This is a genomic window from Kineococcus aridisoli (assembly GCF_050871885.1).
Classification (GTDB): Bacteria; Actinomycetota; Actinomycetes; order Actinomycetales; family Kineococcaceae; genus Kineococcus.
The window spans coordinates 1-19,884 of the sequence record NZ_JBJLSF010000090.1; the positions used below are offsets into that span (position 1 = coordinate 1).

A 19,884-nucleotide genomic window follows, 5' to 3' on the forward strand; every position below is an offset into this window, starting at 1 on the left:
CCGCCAGACCGCCAGACCGCCAGACCGCCAGACCGCCAGACCGCCAGACCGCCAGACCGCCAGACCGCCAGACCGCCAGACCGCCAGACCGCCAGACCGCCAGACCGCCAGACCGCCAGACCGCCAGACCGCCAGACCGCCAGACCGCCAGACCGCCAGACCGCCAGACCGCCAGACCGCCAGACCGCCAGACCGCCAGACCGCCAGACCGCCAGTGCAGCCTGGGCGTTCGGGACTGCGACGCCGTCGTCGTAACTCCGCAGCAGCGCAGGGAAGGGACGGTCCCCTTGCGACCAGCCCCTCGTCGCCGCGGTCCAGTTCAGGCGAACGCCCCTCACACGGTGATCCGCGACGCCACACTGGCCCCGTGCGTGCCTTCGTTCCCACCACACATCACACCCGTCCCGGAGCGGGGCGGTGATCGCCTTCGAGGTGGCGGCGCCCTTGGTGACCGGCTTCGTCGTCGCGGCGGTGCCGGCGGTCGCCCTGGTGGTGCAGCGGGCCGAGAGCCGCTCGCTGCGTGCCCGCCTGCTTCGCGACGCGCAAATCTGCCAGCAGCTGGGAGCGGGAACCGCAGCCCGCGAGCAGATGGAGAAGGTCCTCGAACGGGAGGTGGCCGAGCTGGACGTCCGTGCGCAGCAGGCGTCCGCCGGCGGTCGCGGACCAGGCGGCCGCCGGGTTGCGACACGACGGGTGCTGCAGGTGCTCGGCCTGATCCTGCTCGTGACGGCGACCGTGCTGCTTGTGGTCTCCGGCGGCTCGACGGGCATGCTGCCCCGCTCCCTCGGTCGCGGCCTGGCCGTGATCGCCTATGCCGCGAGCCTGCTCTGCCTGCTCTTCGCCGCCGCGTTGACCCTCGCTGGGGTGATCGACTGGACCCGCGCCCGTGCCGCCGCGATCAGGGAGGCGGCCCGCGCCGCGGAGTCCGCGGCCGCCTCGACGGGCACCCTTCCAGCCGGGAGCCGGGCCGCCAGTGCAAACGGGCGCGGTGACCGATGGTGACCGCTTGAGTGCAACGGCTCGCGTTCGCAGATGCCGTCGGGTGCTGTTGCACCCAACCGGTGCACCGGCCGCGTGAGCGTCACTAGTCAGGCGGACCCGATCATCCTGCGGCTTGCCAGCGGGGCCTCTTCGACGACGGAGAACACCCAGGACAGCCAGGAGCCCTGAGTATCCAGACGGCCGCATGAGCAAGGCCCAGACCTGCTCGGGGGTCCGGGCCTTGCTCATGCCACCGGGTCAATGTGGGCTCTCAGCGCCGCCGCATGGACGGGGACCTCAACCGGGGCTACAGTCCGCTGACCACGGCGGCAGCCGCCCGCAGCCACGCCTCACGGGTGCCGTCCTGCAGCAGCTCCATGTTGATCGGGCCGCCACCGACGAGTGCGCTGTCGTGGGGAACGGTGACGACCTCGCGGGTGGCGCTGCGGAAGTGTCGGTACAGGCGCTGGTTGAGCTCTTCGTCGGCCTTGCGCTGGGCGCGCCCCTTCTGCGGGTTGGCGGTCAGGACGGTGACGGCGTTGGCCACGATCTCCTCCTTGCCGGCGGCGCGCAGGCCGTCGATGAGCCAGGCCGCGGACTGCGCGGTGTCCTCGCGGGCGGTGGAGGCGATGACCAGCTGGTCGGCGACGTTCAAGGCCGCCTGCCAGTTGGAGGCGCGCATGTTGTTGCCGGTGTCGATCAGCAGGATGCGGTAGGTCTGCGCCAGCGGCCGGTGCAAGGCCATGAACACCTCGCCGTCGATGAGTGCGGAAGAGGCCGGGTTCTCGTCCGAGGCGAGGATGCCGAAGTGGCTGGAGAACTGCTGGCGCACGTAGCGGTCGAGGTCACCCACGCGCAGCCCGCCGGCGCGCAGCTGCTCCAGGTCGCGCAGCAGGTCGATGGCGGTGCGGGTGTGGTCGGAGCGCTCCGCGCGCCAGCCGAGGGTCCCGCGGGTCTCGTTGTTGTCCCAGGCGAGGACGCCACCGCCGCGGTGGACGCCGAGCGTGGCGGCAAGGCAGTAGATGGTCGTGGTCTTGGTGCCGCCTCCCTTGGGGTTGGCGACCACGATGGTGCGCGGTCCCTCGAGCGGCCTGCGCACCTTCTCGATCAGGGCGCGCAACTCCAGCTCGTGCCGTCCCGGCTGCAGGGCCAGGCGCCCCGAGCTGAGCTGGCGCAAGGCGCCCTGCCAGCCCTGCTGGGCGGGGGCGGCGGGGGCCTGCACGTCGTTGGAGCGCATGAGGTCGTCGAGCGTGGGGGTCCGCGCCGCGGTCTGCGCTGCCGTGCCCGCCGTGCTCGGCCGGGGCGGCAGCGCCGCCGGCGCAGGCTCAGGCTGCGCCGCGGACTGCGAACCACCGCGCCGGGCGGACCGGCGCGAGCGGACGCTCTCCGGCGCCTCGACGGGCTTGGCCTTGGGCAGCCGGCTGAACGCCGAGGTGTCCGGCTGCGGGGCATCGACGCTCACCGCGGCGGGCACAGGCACCCGCCTCGCCGTCGCGCCGGGCGTGGGCACCGGCCCGGCGGATGCCGTCAGGTCGATGACGGTGGGCTGCACGACGGGCTCGTCCGGGAGGGCGACCTCGGTGGGTGCCTGCGGCGCGGCCTGAACCGCCAGCTCCTCGTCGTGCTGCCCGCCACGGGCGCGGCTGTGCTCGTGCACCTGCTCCTGGGCCAGCGGCGCCGGTTCCTCCTGCGCCTGCTCGGGCGCGGCCACCGTGGAGTCGTCAGGCAGCTGCGCGGGTGCGATGCGCTGCGGCCGAGGCTGCCGCTCGGTGGCGCGGGCCGTGGTGGGCGCCTCGCGCACGGTGCCGTCGGGGGAGATGACCAGCCGCCAGTCACCGTCGGGGTCGGTGGTGGTGACCAGGACCGCCCGGCCGACCGGCTGCGCGGCCCGCTCGGCGATCAGCTGCACGCTCTGCGCCACGGCGTCGTCGACGTTGCCGGCGCGCACGGTGAAGCAGCGGCCGTTGATGGCGATGTCGGCGCTGCCGTCGGCGTCGACCCAGACGTCGACCAGGGGGAAGGTGGGAACCTCGGTGGTGTCGATGCTCATGTCCGTGCTCATGTCGTCGCCTTTCGCTGCTTGTCAGAAGGTGATGCCGCGCTGCGCGAGCCAGGGGACGGGGTCGACGGCTGCGCCGCCCACCACGACCTCGAAGTGGTTGTGGCAGCCGGTGCTGGTCCCATCGCTGCCGATGCGGGCTATCTGCTGGCCCGCGGTGACCTTGTCGCCGGTCTTGACGAGCAGGCCGCCTGCGTACATGTGCCCGTACCTCGTGACGACACCTCCGCCGTGGTCGATGGCGATGTAGTGCCCGAACCCGCTGCCGGTGCCGGAGTGGATGACGACACCGGCGGCGGCCGCCCAGATCGGCTTCTCGCACCCGGGCGCCAGGTCGATGCCCTTGTGCATGGTGCTCGCTCCGGCCGTGGGAGCCCTTCGCCTGCCGAAGCGGCTGGTGATGGGGCCGTCCGAGGGTTTGGCCCAGCCTCCGTCGGAGACGGCGGTGAAGGAGCCACCGGCCGCGCACGGGTTCTCGCCGGCGCCGCTGTTGAGCCCTTCGATGCTGACGTTGCCGGAGAGCGCGGTGACGACCTGCACCGCGGCATCCCAGTACCTCGCGTAGTGGTACGGGTCGGCGTTGCGCTGCGTGCGGTGGGCGGCCTCGGTGGGGGACAGGGTCTCCCAGTTCGCCATGCGCGTGAGCGCGCGGAAGAAGTTGGTGGCGCTGATGGTGGGGTCCATGCGGTCGCTGTAGCTGCCCCAGGCGCCGTTGGCGCGCTGCTGGAACAGCCCGCGCGAGTCGGGGCCGACGGCGTCGCCGCGGTCGAGCACCTTCAGCGAGGACTCGCCCATCGCCGTCATCACGCCGATGGTCTGCCCGCGCACGCTCAGCCCCAGGGCGGCGCCGGCGTTGATGATGGCTGCGGCGTTGGCCAGCTGCTCACCGCTGTACCCGGCGACGGATCCGGCGGGGACCCCGTCGATGCTCACCTGCACCGAACTGCCGCCTGCGCTGCAGGAGGTGGCCGAGGCCAGCTGGCTGCCGCCGAGGATGAGCAGGGCACCCGAGCACCCGCCCATCAGCAGCAGCGGGGTGAGGACGAAGGCGGCGGTCGCGGTCTTGCGCTGACTCATCCTGCGGCGCTTTCGGGCGGTGTCAGCCGCTCGACCAGCCAGGTGGCGCCGTCGCCGGCGCGCGAGAGCAGGACGGTGTAGTCCCCGACGTCGGTGGGCACCGTGACGGTGGCCAGGTAGGGGCTGTCAGCACCCGCTGCAGTACCCGCGTTTCCCGGCACAGGCTCACCCACGATCGCGCGAGCAGGCACGTTGACCGGGTCGGTGTCCTGGTAGGCGCTGGCGGCGGCTTCGGTCAGCCACGGGCGCAGCTGCTGCCACCACGTCGCGGCGTCCAGGTCGGGTCGGGCGAAGGCGTTCATCGCGCTGGCCGCGACGCGCGCGGAGTCGGCCGCGGCTGCGGCGTCCCAGGTGGGCGAGGGCGGCAGCGGCTCCAGACCCTCCTCCAGGTGGGGGTGCCCGTCCTCTTCTACACTGGAGGTAGCGAAGGGGTCGGCCTGTGCGCGCACGGGCGAGGAGTCATCGGCCGCGCAGGACGTCGGCGTGAGCACGAGAGCGGCGCAAGCGGCCAGAACGGCTGCACGCCGAGAACTGCACCTCATGTGGGAGCACCTCCCAGCGTGAGGTCGGGCTCATCGAGGCCGTCGACGGAGTCGACACCTTCCGGCGCCGGCGCCTGGAGCTGCGCCGCCGATCGTGCGGCCGGCTGCGCATCCAGTTGCACTGCAAGCGAGTCGCGCACCTCATCGCGGAAGACGACCCAGGTGTTGCTCAGCTTGCGGCCGGGAATCACTCCACGACGCAGCCAGCGCCAGACCGTCTGCTGCTGAACTCCGAGAACTTCGGCCAGCTCCTCGGGGCTGGGGCGCTCCGGAAGGCCGGCGAGCACTTCATCGAGTCTCCTCATCTATCGTCGGCCTCTCCTCATCACGGGTGGTCAGTGTTCTTAGCGGGCTGTACTTACACTAACAGTGTAGATAGGCTGGCGGAAGCCGGTCAGAGCTACACCGAGCCGGTTCGAGCCACTTCGAGCCACCGACCCGCTCGTGCGGCGAACGGAAGGGAGAGCACATGGCGAAGGAACGCCCGCCGAACCGGTGGCTGACCGCACCGGAGACCAGCACCGAACCCACGCAGCCGGCAGCCCCGGAGCAGGACCCGCTGGAGGTCTTCTGGGGGCCTGCGCAGCAGCTGGGCACGCAGCCGGTTCCCACCGGCGAGCAGCTGCCGCGTCAGCGCCTGTCCGCCTCCACCGCCGGCCAGAGCACGGGCGGCGGGCAGCTGTGGGTGCTCGGTGCCCACGGCGGTGCGGGGGAGACGTCCCTGGCCGCTGCCCTGCACGGGGCGCGCGCCGCGGAGCACCGCTGGCCGGTGCACACCGACGGCACCACCTCCCGGGTGCTCGTGTGCGCCCGCACCAGCTACGCCGGCCTCAGCGCTGCGCAGCGGGCCCTGACCGACTTCGCCTCCGGGGCACTTCCCGGTGTGCACCTGGTGGGCCTGGCGCTGCTGGCCGATGCCCCCGGGCGCCTTCCCGACGCCCTCCGCGACTTCGCCCAGCTCGTTCAAGGCGGAGCTCCTCAGTCCTGGCACATCGCCTGGATCGAGGAGTGGCGCACCGGGGACACCCCGGTCGCCCGTCACCTACCGCGCGCCCTGCGGCGACTGAGCAAGGAGGTCGCCCGCACTCCTGCGCCCGCAGAACTACCCCCGGCACCCGCCTCGTCTCACTCCCTTTGACCTCACCTCGGAAGGACCGTCATGTTCACCACTTCGCTCCTGTCGGCCATCGACGTCACGCCCACCCAGCCCCCGGGCACCGAGAACATCTCCACGATCATCGGCTGGATCGGCTGGATCGTGCTGGCCATCTGCGTGATCGGCGTGCTGATCATCGCCGGCACGCTGGCCGTCCGGAACAGCCGCGGTGAAGGCGTCGAGAACGCCAGCCGACTCGGCTGGGTCCTCGGCGCTGCTGTCATCGTCGGCGCCGCCGGCGGCATCGTGGGCGCGGTGGCCTGACGATGCGGCGCCTGTCGAGGCCCCGGAGCCTGCGCCGTCGGTGGTGGCCGATCCTGGCCACCACCGTGGTGGTGCTCCTGGTCGCCGCCGGGGTGGTGGTGAGCGTCCTGCCACCCGGTTCCGGCGCCGACTCAGCGACCCCCGCGCCACGCCCCTCCGGTGAAGGCACCGCGGTCGTCTCGACAGACGCCAGCGCCTGCGGGCTGCCCGGAGGGGATCAGGTCATCCCCTCCGGGCCGCCGGCCGGGGAGGTGACGTGGCAGCTGGTCGGCTACACCGCTGTCCCAGCGGCCCCCACCCTGTACGGACCTGCACGCATCGGTGAGGACGGCCACCGCGCCTGCTTCGCCCACTCACCCACCGGTGCGCTCTTCGCCGCCGCCAACATCCTGGGCATGAGCAGCGATCCCGCGCTGCAGCAGGCGATGACCCAGCACAGCGCCGCCGCGACCCCTGGCCGCGAGGCGGCCCTGCAGCAGCTGCGGCTGACCGGTCCGGCAGCCACCAACTCCGGCATGCAGCTGCGTGGTTTCGCGGTCAGCTCCTACACCGAGCAGCGGGCCAGCGTGCGCCTCGCCGTCGGCGGCGGCACCTCCACCACGGTCGGCGTGCTGTCCCTGCCGCTGCTGTGGCAGGAGGGCGACTGGAAGCTCGAAATCCCCAACGACGGCACGTTGGCCTCCCTGGCCTCGGCGGCCCCTGACCTGACCGGGTTCACCCCCTGGAGCGGAGCCTGATGTCCACCGTCCCCCAAGACCCCGCCCAGCAGTGCGCGGCCCTGGACCTCATCTGCCGTGGAGGGCAGGCCGCGGCCGGTGTCGCCTCCGACGCTGCCGGCACCATCTTCGCCGCGTTCGCCTCGGAGGTCACCGAAGCTCTGGGGCAAGCGATGCAGTCCCTCGGCAGCGTGTGGATCGCGGTCCCCACGCCTGATCTGGCCACCTCCGGCGGGCTGGGCTCACCCTCTGCGCCGGTGGCCTTCATCCAGGGCAGCCTGGGCTACTACACCGCCGCGCTGGCCGTGCTCGCTCTGCTGGTCGGGGCGGGTCGTCTGGCGTGGGAGCAGCGCGCCAGCGGCGTGCAGGACCTGCTGCGCTCGATGCTCACGCTCATCGTGGTCTCCGCGGTGGGCCTGAGCGCCGTCGCCGCCTTGACGGTCGCGGCGGACGAGTTCGCGCAGTGGATCGTGGTGCGCTCCACCGAGAACTCCGACTTCGGCGCCAACCTGCAGGCGTTGATCCTGCTGGGCGGCCCGGGGACGGGCGGTGCCAGCAACCTGCTGATCATCGTCCTCGGTGGTTTCGCCCTGTGCGCCTCGCTGCTGCAGGTGGCGCTGATGCTCGTGCGAGGGGGTCTGCTGATCCTCCTCGCGGGCGTGATGCCCACGCTGGCCTCCTTCACCAACATGCGCATGGGGCGGCAGTGGTTCGAGCGCGGTGTCGGCTGGACGCTGGCCTTCATCCTCTACAAGCCCGCGGCCGCGATCGTCTACGCAACCGCCTTCCGCCTGGCCGGTTCCAGCCCGACCGACCCCTCCGGCCTGGCGAACATCCTCACCGGCCTGGGCATGATGCTCGTCGCCCTCATCGCCCTGCCGGCCCTGATGCGCTTCTGCGTCCCCATGGTCGCCTCCGTGACCGGCGGCGGGAACGGCGCAGCCGGTGCGGCCGCCGGCGCTCTGGCAGCCGCCGTGCCGATGGGCGCGGTGCACGCCGGGCGACTGCTGACGCGCAGCGGCGCGGACGGCGCCGCACCCACCGGCTCAGGCGCACCCTCGGGTGGAGCAGCGGGTGGACCCACAGCTGGACCCGGCGCGCCAGGCGGTGCTGGACCCTCCGGCTCCCCGGGAACCTCGGGCGCTGCGGGACCGACCTCGCCCGGTGCGGGCGGGGCAGGTGCGGGGGCCGGCGGGGCGAGCGTCGCCGCCGCCTCGACGGCTCCGGCCGCCGGGGGAGCAGCGGCCGGCGGTGCGGCAGCTGGCGGCGCAGCCGCCGGGGGAGCAGCCGGCGGGACGGCGGCCGCAGGCGCAGCCGCAGGACCTGCGGGCCTGGCGGTCGCAGCGGGCGCGGAAGTCATCAAGGGCGCCAAGGCCGTGGGCCAGAAGGCGGCGCAGGTCGCCAAGGACAGCACAGAGAACGCAGCGAACGAAGGGGACCCCAGTGGCAGCCGTTGAAGCCCGACAGGCGCGCACGTACGGCAACTTCCGCCAGCCGGAGAAGGCCGGCATCGGCACGCTGCCGCCGGTGCCCACGGCGGTGCTCCTCGGCGGCTTCGTGTTCTTCATCCTGAGCATCGTCATCCTCGGGGTGCTCAAGTCGCTGCCGATCCTGCTGGTCACCGGCATCCTGGTCGCGTTGCTGGCCATCCGCGACAAGCACCACCGCAACGCCGCTCAGCGCGCCACCGCGCACGGGGCGTGGTGGCGGGCGCGTCGCCTGGGTGCGCACCTGTACCGCTCCGGGCCGCTGGGCCGCACCCCCTGGGGCACCTTCCAGCTGCCGGGCCTGGCCTCGAACACGCAACTGTTCGAGCACCTGGACTCCCTGGGCCGCCGCTTCGCCCTCATCCGCGCGGCCTCGACCAACCACTACACCGTGGCCTTCGCGGTGCAGCCGGAGGGCAACGCCCTGGTCGATGACGAGCAGGTCGACAACTGGGTGGCGAACTGGGGCGCGTGGCTGGCCACGGTGGGCGACGAGCCCGGTGTCGTGGGCGCCCAGGTCACCGTGGAAACCTCCGCCGACACCGGCAGCCGCCTGCGCCGGGAGGTCGCGATGCACGCCGACCCCAACGCCCCCGCGTTCGCGCAGGCGGTGCTGGCCGAGGCGGCGCGCACCTACCCGGCCGGTTCCGCCACGGTCAAGGCGATCGTCACCCTGACCTTCACCTCCTCCTCCTACGGCGGCGGCCGCCGGCGCAGCCCCGAGGAGATGGGCCGCGACCTGGCTTCCCGGCTGCCCGCCCTGGTCGCCAGCTTGAACGCCTGCGGTGCAGGCGGTGCCCGACCGATGAGCGCTCAGAAGCTGTGCGAGGCGGTGCGCATCGCCTACGACCCCGCAGCCGCCCAGCTCATCGACGACGCGCACGCCGCCGGCGAGGTGCTGCTGCTGCGCTGGTCCGACGTCGGTCCCGTGGCCTCGGAGGCGAGCTGGGACAGCTACCGGCACGACTCGGCGCTGTCGATGTCGTGGGTGATGAGCCGGGCGCCGCGCGGCGAGGTCTACTCCACCGTCCTGGCCAAGCTGCTCTCCCCGCACCACGCGCTCACGCGCAAGCGGGTCACCCTGCTGTACCGCCCCTACGACAGCGGCCGCGCGGCGGCCATCGCCGAGATGGACAAGCGCCAGGCCGACTCGCGCGTGTACGGCTCGCGACGTCCCTCGCAGAAGGCGCTGCTGCAGCAGCGCGCCGCGGCGGCCACCGCCAGGGAGGAAGCCGTCGGCGCCGGCCTGGTCGACTTCGGCATGATCGTCACCGCCACGGTCAGCGACGCCGCCCAGCGCGCCGAAGCCGTCGCGGCCATCGACAGCCTGCAGTCCAGCGCTCGTGTCCTGCTGCGCCCGGCCTACGGCGCGCAGGACTCCACCTTCGCCGGCGGTCTACCGCTGGGAATCATCCTGTCCGAGCACGTCAGCGTGCCCGAAGTCCTGAAGGGGTCGATCTGAGGTGCTCAAGCCCATGCGAAAGCGCACCAGCAACCGCACCAGCCAGCCGGACATCCGGCAGGCATCGCTCCAGCAGGCCCCGCGCCAGGAGGGGAGTGGCGTCGACGGCACCGCAGCGCAGACGCGCTCCAAGGGCGCCACCCGCGCCCTCCCCACCGCACGCCGCAGCTGGCGCGGGTGGGGCGGGCGCGGAGGAGGGGCAACCATGCACATCGACGCCCCCAACGAGTTCCGCGCCTCCACCGTGCAGGCCTGCGGGCTGTGGCCCTTCGCCGCCGGCGCGGGAACGCCGATGGTCGGCGTGCCGATGGGAGCGCACCTGCAGACCGGCGCCACCGTCTGCTGCGATCCGATCTCCTGGTTCCAGCGCGCCCGGCTGATCCCTCAGCCGACGATGTTCGTCCTCGCCAAGCCGGGCCTGGGCAAGAGCACCGCGATGCGGCACATGCTCACCGGCCAGGCCGGCTACGGCGTCCTGCCCCTGGTGCTCGGCGACCTCAAGCCCGACTACGTCGCCCTCATCCGCGCCTTGGGCGGGCAGGTGATCGAAGTCGGTCCCGGCCGCGGTCACATCAACGTGCTGGACCCCGGCGAGGCCCGCGCCGCCGCCGCGCGACTGACCGGCACCGCCCGCGAGGCGGTGCTGGCCGACGCGCACGACCGCCGGCACCAGATGATGGCCTCCCTCATCACCATCAGCCGCGCAGCTCCACCCACCGACCGCGAGGACACCATCCTTGACCGGGCGCTGCACGTGCTCGACTCCCGGTCCTCCGGCACTCCGTTGCCCAAGGACCTGCTGCAGGTCATCCGCGAGGCCCCCGAGGACGTGCGCCTGGCAGCCCTGGACCGCGGCGACTTCAAGAAGTACCAGGAGCTGACCGAGAACCTCGAGGCCACGCTGGTCGGCATCAGTTCCGGCACCGGGCGCTTGGGCGGCATCTTCGCCCAGCACACCACCACCCCGGCGCGCCGCGACCTGCCGCTGGTGTACGACCTGTCCTCCATCGGGGACGGGCAGACCGACCTGCAGGGCGCGGCGCTGCTGGCGTGCTGGTCCGACGGCTTCGGCATGGTGCGCACCGCCAACGCCCTTGCCGACGCCGGGCTCGAACCCCGCCGGCACTACATGATCGTCATGGACGAGCTGTGGCGGGCGCTGCGCGCCGGGCGCGGCCTGGTCGACCGCGTCGACGTGCTCACCCGCCTGCCCCGAACCCTCGGCGTGGGCACCGCCATGATCACGCACACCGTCAGCGACCTCGACGCGCTGCCCGAGCAGGACCGCAAGAAGGCCGTCGGCTTCATCGAGCGCTCCTCCATCGTCATGTGCGGCGGACTGCCCGAAGCAGAGATGCCCAAGCTGACGCCCATCGTCCCGCTCTCGCAGGCCGAGCAGGACCTGCTCGTGGGCTGGACGGACCCGCCGGCGTGGGACGCCGGGGAGGAGCTGGACGAGTCCAGCACCGCCAAGGCCGCCATGGGCATCAGCGGGGGCGCCGACGACGGCGACGAGCTCGCCACCGCCGACCCCCCGGGCATGGGCAAGTTCCTCATCAAGGTCGGCGGCCGCCCCGGCATCCCCGTCGAGATCGCGCTGACGTCGGCGGAGAAGGCCGTCAACGACACCAACAGCAAGTGGCACGTGCGCTCACGCATCGGCGAGGGCGCCATCGACGCCCTGATCGACGAGGAGAACCTGCGCACCGTGCGCCAGGCCGACGAGGCAGCCGTGCCGCTGAACGCACCCGGCGAGGTCGACGAGGCCGAGTTCGGCGAGGACTGGACCCTGCCGGCGACCCCACCAGAGCCCCAGCCGGCCACTCACCCGGCCGTCCAGCAGGCGAGTCAGGTCCTCCCGGTGCCCGAGGTCGACCTGACCGCCGCCAGCGTCGCTGCCGACGGTGACGCCCAGCCCGACGCCCGGCTCGATGCCCACCCCGGGACCCACCTCGAGACCCAGAAGGAGCTGGCGTGAGCGCGCCGTCCCGTCGCCGCGGGCCCGGCTCGAACGACCCGGCGCAGCTGCTGCCGTTGTTCGTCTTCGGCGCCCTCGCCCTGGCCGCGGTCGGAGTGTGGCTGACCCTGGAAGTCGCCGCCTTCCTCGACAGCACCCCCGGCCCCGCCTCCAACAACCCCTTCGAGGTCAGCATCGGGCTGTTCACAGGCAAGACGACGTGGACGGGCACCGCCAGCAAGGTGGCCGTCGGCGTCGGCGTCCTTCTGCTGACGCTAGCCACCCTCGTCATCGCCCTGGTGTGCCGCGCCCTGCGCAAGCGCGTACGCGTCGATGCCGCCGCCGCCCACATGGGCCGCGGCGGTGAGATCGCCTCCCTGTCCAAGCGCGGCGCCCTGGCCGCTGCCACCCGGCTGTCCATGGAGGGCCAGCCGGGCCAGCTGATCGCCAACAGCGTCGCCGGCGGCCAGCCCCTGTACGCCTCGTGGGAGGACGTCTGCGTGGACATCTGGGGCCCTCGCACCGGCAAGACCACCTCCCGCGCCGTGCCCTGCATCGTCGCGGCTCCCGGCGCCGTGCTGGCCACCTCCAACAAGCGCGACCTCGTCGACGCCACCCGGGACCTGCGCTCGGACTTCGGCTCGCGCGGTGTGTGGGTCTTCGACCCCCAGGGCATCGCCGGCGAACCCGCCGACTGGTGGTGGAACCCGCTGACCTACGTCACCGACGAGGTCAAGGCCGCCACCCTGGCCGGTGTCCTGGTCGGCGCGGCCCAGCCGGAAGGAGCGCGCAAGGACGCCTTCTTCGACAGCGCCGGGCAGTCGCTGCTGGCGGCGCTGCTGCTGGCCGCGGCCGTGGACGGGCGCCCCATCACCGACGTCTTCCTCTGGCTGACCGACCCCACCGACGAGCGGCCCGCCGAGATCCTCAAGAAGCGCTACCCGCTGGAGGCGGCCGAGCTGTACGGGCACATCAACTCCGCCGACAAGCAGCGCTCCGGCGTGTACGGCACCGCCCGGCAGACGGCCGGCTTCCTGCGCAACCGAGCGGCCACCCAGTGGGTCACCTCCCCCAGCCAGGGAGGTGACCCGCACGACGTGCGCCGGGAGTTCGACCCGCACGACTTCGTGGCCAGCAAGGACACCTTGTACCTGCTGTCCAAGGAGGGGGAGGGCACCAGCGGGCCGCTGGTGGCCGCTCTGACCGTCGCCGTCACCGAGGCCGCAGAGCAGCTGGCCACCACCCAGCCCGGCGGCCGGCTGAGCACCCCGATGATCGTCGTGCTCGACGAGGCCGCCAACGTCTGCCGCTGGAAGGAGCTGCCGAACAAGTACAGCCACTACGGCTCGCGGGGCATCCTGCTCACCACGATCCTGCAGTCCTGGTCCCAGGGCGTGGAGGTGTGGGGCGAGCGCGGGATGAGCAAGCTGTGGAGCGCGGCCAACGTGAAGGTCTACGGCGGCGGCGTGGACGACCGGGACTTCCTGGACCGCATGTCGGCCACCATCGGCGACTACGAGCGGACCCAGATTTCCTCCAGCTCCTCGCGCCACGGCCACACCACCTCCCGTCAGGCGGTGCGCGAAAGGATCCTGGACGTGTCCGACCTGGCCGCGCTGCCCAAGGGCCGCGCCGTGGTCTTCTCCTCCGGCAACCGGCCCGTCCTGGCACGCACCGTGCCGTGGATGAGCAGCCCGCACGCCGAGGCGATCCGGGCCTCCATCCGCGCGCACGACCCGGCCGCCGAGCTGGTCATCGCCGAGGCCGAGCAGTCCCTGCACGAGGTGCGCGCCCGCGAGAGCGGCGCACCGCTCACCGCGGCAGCCACGACGAGCACCACGAGCACGACGAGCACGACCGTCTCGGCTGTCCGGCCCAACCGGTGGCTGAAGTCGTGAGTGACGCCACGAGCAGCACCCCGGACAGCACCTCGCCCAGCTTTGTGCCGGTGGCTGGTGGCGGCGAGCAGCGGCCGACGGATGCGTCCGGTGGTACGTCGGCGCGTCGGGTGGGGCCGCGTCGGCGGCGGGAGAACGTCGCTGGTGCGCGTCGGCACGCGCACCAGGTGAAGGTGAGCGCGGAGGAGGAGCTGGCGCTGCAGGTGCGGGCGGGTGCGCTGGGAGTCTCGGTGCCGCGGTTGCTGGTGGAGGCGGCGTTGGCGGACGGGGCGCCGGGGGACCCGCGCGCATCGAAGACCGCTGGCAGCGCTGCGGGTGCTGGCACGCGGGGGGTGACACCGGGGGAGCGGGCGGCGCTGGCGCGAGAGCTGCTGGCGGTGCGGCAGCTGCTGCTGGGGGTGACGAACAACGTCAACCAGCTGACGCGGCGGGCCAACGCCGCGGCCGCTGCGGGCAGCCGCGCTGTAGTGGATCTCCCGGAGGGAGCAGGCCCGGCGCTGGCGGTGGTGCGGCGGGTGACGCAGCGCCTCGACGTCGCCGTGCAGACCTTGATCGAGCCGTGAGCGACGAGAGCGAGGACATGCGGGTGGACGTGAGCCGGCGCATGAAGGAGGTGGTGCTGCGGTGATGCCGAACATCACCCGCGGGGAGCGCATGGGTGGGCTGCTGGCCTACCTGGCCGGCCCAGGCAAGGCCAACGAGCACGTCGAGCCGCACCTGGTGACAGGCGATGCGTCGGTGATGACCTGGCACGACGACGCGGTCCTGGACGCGGCCACCGCAGCCGACATCGCACGGCAGCTGGAGCAGCCGCGGGCGGTCTTCGACGTCAGCGTGGCCGGGGGCGCGGTGTGGCACTGCTCGCTGTCGCTGCGCAGCGAGGAGGGCGTGCTGAGCGATGAGAAGTGGGGTGAGATCGCGCGCGACTTCATCGAGGCGATGGGCTTTTCCTCCATCGAGGCGGACGCCGGTCTAGCTGCGGAGCCGGCACCGTGCCGGTGGGTAGCCATCCGCCACGGCCTCTCATCCGCGGGCAACGACCACGTGCACCTGGTCGTGAGCTTGGTTCGCATCGACGGCAGCAAGGCGAACGTGTGGAACGACCGCCCGTACGCTCAGTGGGTGTGCGCGCAGCTGGAGCAGGTGCACGGCTTGGCGCCGGTCCTGCGGCGTCGTTCCACCATGACCCCGGCAGGGAAGAGTGTCACGAGCCAGCCCACGGAAGGGGTGGCATCGTGAGCGGGGTGGGGGAGTGGGACGAGATCGACGACGACCTCGAAGGCCACCTCGAGGACGAACTCGACGACGACCTCGACGACGACCTCGACGACGAGGACACCCCTGCGGCACGGGCACCAGCGTCCGCGGCGCGCAGCCAGGACGATGCGGTGACCAGCGCGCTGACCGCTGCCCTGGCCGGCGACGCGCTGCGCCAAGGCGTCGCCGAAGCCGTCACGCGCGCGGTCGGCGCACGCTTGGACGCCCTGGCTCGTGACGCGGTCAAGCGCGCCCTGAGCGACGACGTCCTCGACGAGCTGCGGGAGGCGGCAGAGCAGGCCGTCGAAAGCGAGCTCACCGGCCAAGGGACCAGCCAAGGCGCAAGCAAGGTCGAAGCTGAGCCGCAGCGGCAGTACGACTCCGTGGTTGACTTCGTCACCGACTTCCTCGCGCCGACGTACGGGCGAGCACTGAGCAGCAGCCGCATCTGGTGCCCGCAGTGGTGGTCCCACGCCGAGGCCATCTACCGCTTGGACGCGCTGTGGCGATCGTGGGAGCACCTGCGCATGGACGCCGCCACCGGCTCCTCGGTGTGGCTGCGCGACCACGCCGATCACCACATGGCCGTGCTCATGAGCGACAGCGGCCCCTTCAAGGGATGCTCGCCGGAAAAGGGCCACCGGGAGCGCGACCCGGACAACGACTGGTCGACACTGCCGTTGGCGCCACCGCCACCTGGACTGTTCGGCTGAACGAGAAAGGGCCCGCCTCCTGCAAGAGGCGGGCCCTTTCTCGTCGTCACGTCAGGTCGCTGCCCGCCGCGGTGGCGCACAGGAAAGTGCAACGCCAGTCATCGACCGCGCGCCTTGTTCTGCTCCTGCTGACGGCCGTCCATGCCCGCAGAGCGCCGTGCCTTGGGCGCCTTCGTGGGGCTCTGCGTGACCGCCTCGCGCGGGTGCTTGCCGTTGCCCTTGTCGGCCGTCAGTCGAGCGCGCACGGCTTCCTTGTCGCTGACCGACTCCAGCTTGGCGGCCAGCTGCTGGCGCCGCTCGGCGCTGTCGTAACCGGGCTGCGCAGCGGCAGGCTGCCCCTCGCCGCCGGCCCGACCGGCGCGTGCGGGACCGCCTCCGCGCCCACCGCGCGACGACGCGGGATCGTCCATCTCACGCTGCGCCTGACGCTCCTGCCGGTCCGCTTCACGCACCGCGCGCTCCCCGCGCTGCTGCCTCTTGTCGGCCTCGCCGGTGCGCTCCGCGTCCGTGGCACCTCCCGGCTGCAGCCGCTCCCACGCGGCGGTCAAGACCTGCCGCAGCTGTTCGGTGGCAGCCGGGTCGCGCAGCTGCGCGAGCTCGCCGGCCAGGACGGCGTCGCTGGCTGCGCTGCGCAGGAAACCCTTCACCGGGGTGAAGTCGTCGCCCAGGCGGTCCACGGCGCGCATGACGTCCTCGCGGGCCTTGGCGCTCTGCTGGCCCTGCTCGCTGCTGCGCTCGTCGCCGCGGTAGCTCAGCAACGCGACGGCGGTCTCCCGCGCGCTCTCCAGCTCCGCGCCGCTGGTGCTGCCGCGGCCGGCGGCGGCCAGGTCGCGCACCTGCGCGGAGCGCACCTGCTCGGCGGACAGGGTGCCGATCAGACCGGCGACGCCGTCCAGCCCGGCCTCGCGCGAGCTCGCCGGCCCGCCCACCCCCTCAGCCGTCCGCCCGCTGGCCTGCTCGGCTGGACGCTGCTCGGCCCGCCACGCCTCCCACGCCTGAACCACCTGCTCACGCCCGGCGGCGATCCCGCTGAGCGTGTCGCTTCGGTGGTAGTCCGCGGACCAGCGCTGGTAGTCGAAACCCGCCTCACGCGCCGCGTCGCTCGGCGCCCACGCCTCGGCGGCGCGCAGCTTGTCCGCCTCGTTCAAACGCACGTCGGGAGCGCCCGCCAGCGCGGTGAAGACGTCCCCCTCCACCCGCTGCAAGTCCACCCCATAGCGCTCCCGCACCTCGCCGGTGATGCGCTGGTGCGCGGCGCCGGCCTGCCCGTCGAAGTCGCGCCAGGCCGTCGCCAGCTGGTACGCGGAGGCGATGTCCCCGGCGCCGGCCCGCTCCCACCAGGCACCCTGCTCGGTGCTGCTCAGCTGTGCGCGCATCGCGGCCCGCTCGGCGTCCATGCGGGTCTGCGCCTGCGTAGCCTCGTCGCGCGAGTCGGCCTGCTTCACCCTGTCGCGGCGCTCCGCCTCCCGGATCAGCTCCTCCGCGAGGCGACCCGCGACGGTGACACCGCCCCGGATCGCGCCCTCGAACATCTCCTCGACGCCGTCGCTTTCCTCAGCCATCGCTGCGCTCCTCGTCTGGTCCTGCACTCGTCGGTGTGGTCGGGGTTGGGGTCGTCTCTGTCACCGCTCAGCGCTCCAGGTGCTCCCCGCGCCCCTCCTGCGATGCACCCGGCCCACCTCGGGCGCCGCTGCCGGCGCGCTGCGCTGCCGCGGCGGTACCCGGCTGCAGGCGCGTGGGCACCGGTGAACCCGGTGCCCGCTGGGCGCCCGTCGTGCGCGCCTGGGCGGCCGCACGCTCGCGCGTCGCCCGCACCTCCCGCAGCACCGCCGGGCGCTGCTGACCGTCGCCCGGATCAGGCAAGGCGGCCGCGATGGCACGCAGCTGGTGCCGCGCCACGGAGGCCACCGCAGCGGCGCTGCGGGCCTCACCTCGTGCGCTCATCGCGTCGTGTGCGGCCTTCATCGTGTTGGCCAACTGCCGCAGCATCACCGCCTGCGCCATACGGCTGGAGCCGCTGTCCGAAGCCACCGCCAGAGCCAGCACGGCACCGTGCACCGACGGCATCGCGGAGGGCCGGGGTTCCGCGCGGTGCGCGCGCACCTGCGCGAAACGCGCCAACGCCCGGGACGTCTCAGCCAGCGGGCCGGGAGTGGGCTCCGCACGCTGCGACCAGACCGCGAAGACGCCCGCGGTCTCCCGGGCCACCTGGGTCCACGTGGCGTGGTCATCGACCGGAACGGTGCGCAGGTACTCGCGCAGCTGCGCCACCTCCTCGGTGTGCTTAACCCACTGCTCCGGCGAGACCGGCCGCAGCGCACCACGCTCCGTGCCGTGCTCCAAGCGCTGCGAACGGCGCGAGCGGCGCCACTCTGCCACCGCGGCGCTGGCGGCTTCGGGGGTGTCCGGCCACTGCTGACGCAGCCGGGGGAGGGTCAGGTCCCGCGCGAGCTGACCGCCCCCGATCCAGTACGGCTTCTCGCCTTCGGCGGGACGCAACGCGACCGAAAAGCCCGTGACCACGTCATCACGCCCGGCCGCGTAGCGCGGCCGCACCAGCACTCCCGCCGCGCGCAGGGTCCGCACGAAATCGACCTCGCTGGACGCCTCGGCAGAGGCAGCACGCACCTGACGCGCGAGCCGCAGCCGCTCAGGCTCGGCGCCGGTGCGCTGCGCACGCTCCAGCTCGGCCGGCTTCAGCCCACGCTCGCCGATGCCCAGCTGCCGCGACTCCAGGACCTGCAGACCGTACTTGCGCTCCAGCTCCCCGGTCAGGCGCTGCGCCTTGAAGTAGTCCCTGAACGGGTCAGCTTTCGTGCCGTCCTCACGCACCAACGAGAGCGCCAGGTGGATGTGGTCGTTGCCCTCCTTGGACAGGCCGTGCCGCACCGCCACCCACCGGCACGGCGCCTTGCCGGACGCCTCGGAGAAGCCCATGCCGTCGACGAAATCCCGGGCGATGGCGGCCCACTTCTCATCGGACTGCACACCCTCCTCGGCCTTGAGGGAGAGCGAGCAGTGCCACACCGAGCCACCAGCCACCTCGACGCCCAGGACCTTGCGCGGAGCGTCCAACTGCTCAGCGATGGCCAGGGCGCTGGCGCGGTCCAGTTCGGCGTCGTCGTGCCACGCCATGATGGCCGCGTCGCCGGCCACCAGGTGCGGCTCGCTGTGCTCGTTGGCCTTGCCGGGACCTGCCAGGTACACCATGAGCCCCTGCATCCGCTCCCCGCGCACGATGTTGGGCATCACGGCTCGCTCAGTCCTTCAGCAGCTGCGCGTCCAGGCGCTGCACCACGCGCCGGACAGCGGCCAGCGTCGCGGCCGCCTCCGCAGGGAAGGGCCCGCCGGCGTTGGCCTGGCGCGCCAGCTGGTTGACGTTGTTGGACACCCCGGCCAGCAGCCGGCGGATCGCGAACAGCTCCACCGCGGACTCCTGGCGCTGCGAAGCGGTGACCCGGTCGGTGCTCAGCGCCGACTCCACCAACAGGCGGGGAACCGTGATCCCGCCCTGCTGGTTGCACTTCACCAGCAAGGCCAGCTCCTCCTCGGGAGTCACCTTCACCACGTGCCGGTGAAGGCGCGGACCCTGGTCCGCGTTGGCCCGCCGACGGCGGGAAAACCTGATGCGCGCGGGCGCCTCGTCCGCCATCGCGGCCACCTCCTTCTACTCCCAGCGAAGCGACCCCGGATCCCGGGGACCACACGAAGTGTGCCCCGTGCCGAGACGCATGTCGAGGCACGGTCCGACTTAGGGCACCTAAGTCGCTAGCTTGCTCCGCAGGGCTTCTCGGGTGGTTTTCTCACCCGAGTGCATGCCGGGGGGGCGGGATGGGCACCGGAAACCCGGTGCCCATCCGGCGCCGCTCGTCATCTGGTCGTCTCTACTGACAGTGCAGTAGAGTCGCCCTATGGCTACTGCGGTCGATGACATCGAGTCGGGTCTGCGCGCCCTGAACGAGGCCCGCATGAAGTGCGCGGCAGCTCTGGGGCACTCCGCCCGCGCTCTGGAGAGCGCGCGGGCGGAGCTGGTCGAGCGAGAGCGCGAGTACGCCAAGGCGCACAGCGAAGCGCTCAGCGCCGGCTGGACCGCGGCGGAGTTGAAGAAGGTGGGCATCGAGGAACCGGAGCGCCGCGCCCCCGGCCGCCCCAAGGGTGCGACCACGCGCCGCAACCGCACGGCCAGCGAGTCCGCCGCTGACGCGGCAGGCTCGGCCGCCCCGACCGATGCGCCGACGCCGGCCACGGACAAGGCGGTTCCCGCCGCGGTCTGAGACAGGAAAAACGGCAGAGGCCCCGACGCATTCGCGTCGGG

The 19,884-nt window shown here is 72.7% G+C and carries 19 protein-coding genes; 12 read left to right on the forward strand and 7 right to left on the reverse strand.

What is annotated here, in order from left to right; all coding sequences use genetic code 11:
- Positions 1–417: 417 nt before the first annotated feature.
- On the forward strand, positions 418–1,002 hold the full coding sequence (locus ACRYM2_RS19130; protein ID WP_432524020.1) for a hypothetical protein: 585 nt from the start codon (positions 418–420) through the stop codon (positions 1,000–1,002).
- A 286-nt stretch (positions 1,003–1,288) separates the two neighbouring features.
- Here the strand turns inward: ACRYM2_RS19130 and ACRYM2_RS19135 are convergent, their stop codons facing one another.
- The 4 genes from ACRYM2_RS19135 to ACRYM2_RS19150 all read right to left on the reverse strand — a co-directional run bounded on the left by ACRYM2_RS19135 (position 1,289) and on the right by ACRYM2_RS19150 (position 4,964).
- Positions 1,289–3,043: a MinD/ParA family ATP-binding protein gene (locus tag ACRYM2_RS19135; protein WP_432524021.1), complete on the reverse strand. Its 1,755-nt coding sequence runs from the start codon at positions 3,041–3,043 to the stop codon at positions 1,289–1,291.
- A gap of 21 nt (positions 3,044–3,064) precedes the next feature.
- Positions 3,065–4,117, reverse strand: coding sequence for a M23 family metallopeptidase (locus ACRYM2_RS19140; RefSeq protein WP_432524022.1), 1,053 nt, complete (start codon positions 4,115–4,117; stop codon positions 3,065–3,067).
- On the reverse strand, positions 4,114–4,566 hold the full coding sequence (locus ACRYM2_RS19145) for a hypothetical protein (protein WP_432524023.1): 453 nt from the start codon (positions 4,564–4,566) through the stop codon (positions 4,114–4,116). The genes ACRYM2_RS19140 and ACRYM2_RS19145 overlap by 4 nt, the downstream gene beginning before the upstream one ends.
- An 89-nt stretch (positions 4,567–4,655) precedes the next feature.
- A complete protein-coding gene (locus ACRYM2_RS19150) occupies positions 4,656–4,964 on the reverse strand; it encodes a helix-turn-helix domain-containing protein (RefSeq protein WP_432524024.1) in 309 nt (102 codons plus the stop codon).
- A gap of 164 nt (positions 4,965–5,128) precedes the next feature.
- On the opposite strand from ACRYM2_RS19150, the gene ACRYM2_RS19155 reads away from it, so the two are divergent.
- The 10 genes from ACRYM2_RS19155 to ACRYM2_RS19200 all read left to right on the forward strand — a co-directional run bounded on the left by ACRYM2_RS19155 (position 5,129) and on the right by ACRYM2_RS19200 (position 15,569).
- Positions 5,129–5,797: a DUF6668 family protein gene (locus ACRYM2_RS19155; RefSeq protein WP_432524025.1), complete on the forward strand. Its 669-nt coding sequence runs from the start codon at positions 5,129–5,131 to the stop codon at positions 5,795–5,797.
- Between the two features lie 21 nt (positions 5,798–5,818).
- A complete protein-coding gene (locus tag ACRYM2_RS19160; protein ID WP_432524026.1) occupies positions 5,819–6,079 on the forward strand; it encodes a hypothetical protein in 261 nt (86 codons plus the stop codon).
- Between the two features lie 2 nt (positions 6,080–6,081).
- Positions 6,082–6,816 carry a DUF8175 domain-containg protein gene (locus ACRYM2_RS19165; protein WP_490055060.1) on the forward strand — a complete coding sequence of 245 codons (735 nt, stop codon included), beginning with the start codon at positions 6,082–6,084 and terminating at the stop codon, positions 6,814–6,816.
- A complete protein-coding gene (locus tag ACRYM2_RS19170) occupies positions 6,816–8,252 on the forward strand; it encodes a TrbL/VirB6 family protein (protein WP_432524028.1) in 1,437 nt (478 codons plus the stop codon). Before ACRYM2_RS19165 ends, ACRYM2_RS19170 begins: the two co-directional genes overlap by 1 nt.
- The gene (locus ACRYM2_RS19175; RefSeq protein ID WP_432524029.1) at positions 8,239–9,744 is read left to right on the forward strand and encodes an SCO6880 family protein; all 1,506 of its coding nucleotides are present in this window, start codon (positions 8,239–8,241) and stop codon (positions 9,742–9,744) included. Before ACRYM2_RS19170 ends, ACRYM2_RS19175 begins: the two co-directional genes overlap by 14 nt.
- Before the next feature lie 13 nt (positions 9,745–9,757).
- Positions 9,758–11,722, forward strand: a complete 1,965-nt coding sequence (locus ACRYM2_RS19180; protein ID WP_432524030.1) for an ATP/GTP-binding protein — start codon at positions 9,758–9,760, stop codon at positions 11,720–11,722.
- Positions 11,719–13,599: a type IV secretory system conjugative DNA transfer family protein gene (locus tag ACRYM2_RS19185; RefSeq protein WP_432524031.1), complete on the forward strand. Its 1,881-nt coding sequence runs from the start codon at positions 11,719–11,721 to the stop codon at positions 13,597–13,599. The genes ACRYM2_RS19180 and ACRYM2_RS19185 overlap by 4 nt, the downstream gene beginning before the upstream one ends.
- Before the next feature lie 173 nt (positions 13,600–13,772).
- Entirely contained in the window at positions 13,773–14,162 is a 390-nt protein-coding gene (locus ACRYM2_RS19190; protein WP_432524032.1) for a hypothetical protein, read from the forward strand.
- Between the two features lie 64 nt (positions 14,163–14,226).
- Positions 14,227–14,838 carry a relaxase/mobilization nuclease domain-containing protein gene (locus ACRYM2_RS19195; RefSeq protein WP_432524038.1) on the forward strand — a complete coding sequence of 204 codons (612 nt, stop codon included), beginning with the start codon at positions 14,227–14,229 and terminating at the stop codon, positions 14,836–14,838.
- Positions 14,835–15,569 carry a DUF4913 domain-containing protein gene (locus ACRYM2_RS19200; RefSeq protein WP_432524033.1) on the forward strand — a complete coding sequence of 245 codons (735 nt, stop codon included), beginning with the start codon at positions 14,835–14,837 and terminating at the stop codon, positions 15,567–15,569. The genes ACRYM2_RS19195 and ACRYM2_RS19200 overlap by 4 nt, the downstream gene beginning before the upstream one ends.
- Before the next feature lie 98 nt (positions 15,570–15,667).
- Here ACRYM2_RS19200 and ACRYM2_RS19205 read toward each other — a convergent pair whose 3' ends face one another.
- The 3 genes from ACRYM2_RS19205 to ACRYM2_RS19215 form a co-directional block, all read right to left on the reverse strand.
- On the reverse strand, positions 15,668–17,131 hold the full coding sequence (locus ACRYM2_RS19205) for a hypothetical protein (protein ID WP_432524034.1): 1,464 nt from the start codon (positions 17,129–17,131) through the stop codon (positions 15,668–15,670).
- Between the two features lie 67 nt (positions 17,132–17,198).
- The gene (locus ACRYM2_RS19210) at positions 17,199–18,818 is read right to left on the reverse strand and encodes a relaxase/mobilization nuclease domain-containing protein (protein WP_432524035.1); all 1,620 of its coding nucleotides are present in this window, start codon (positions 18,816–18,818) and stop codon (positions 17,199–17,201) included.
- Between the two features lie 10 nt (positions 18,819–18,828).
- Positions 18,829–19,134 (reverse strand): MobC family plasmid mobilization relaxosome protein, encoded by a 306-nt coding sequence (locus tag ACRYM2_RS19215; RefSeq protein ID WP_432524036.1) that lies wholly within the window; start codon positions 19,132–19,134, stop codon positions 18,829–18,831.
- A gap of 346 nt (positions 19,135–19,480) precedes the next feature.
- On the opposite strand from ACRYM2_RS19215, the gene ACRYM2_RS19220 reads away from it, so the two are divergent.
- Positions 19,481–19,843 (forward strand): hypothetical protein, encoded by a 363-nt coding sequence (locus ACRYM2_RS19220; protein ID WP_432524037.1) that lies wholly within the window; start codon positions 19,481–19,483, stop codon positions 19,841–19,843.
- Positions 19,844–19,884 lie beyond the last annotated feature (41 nt).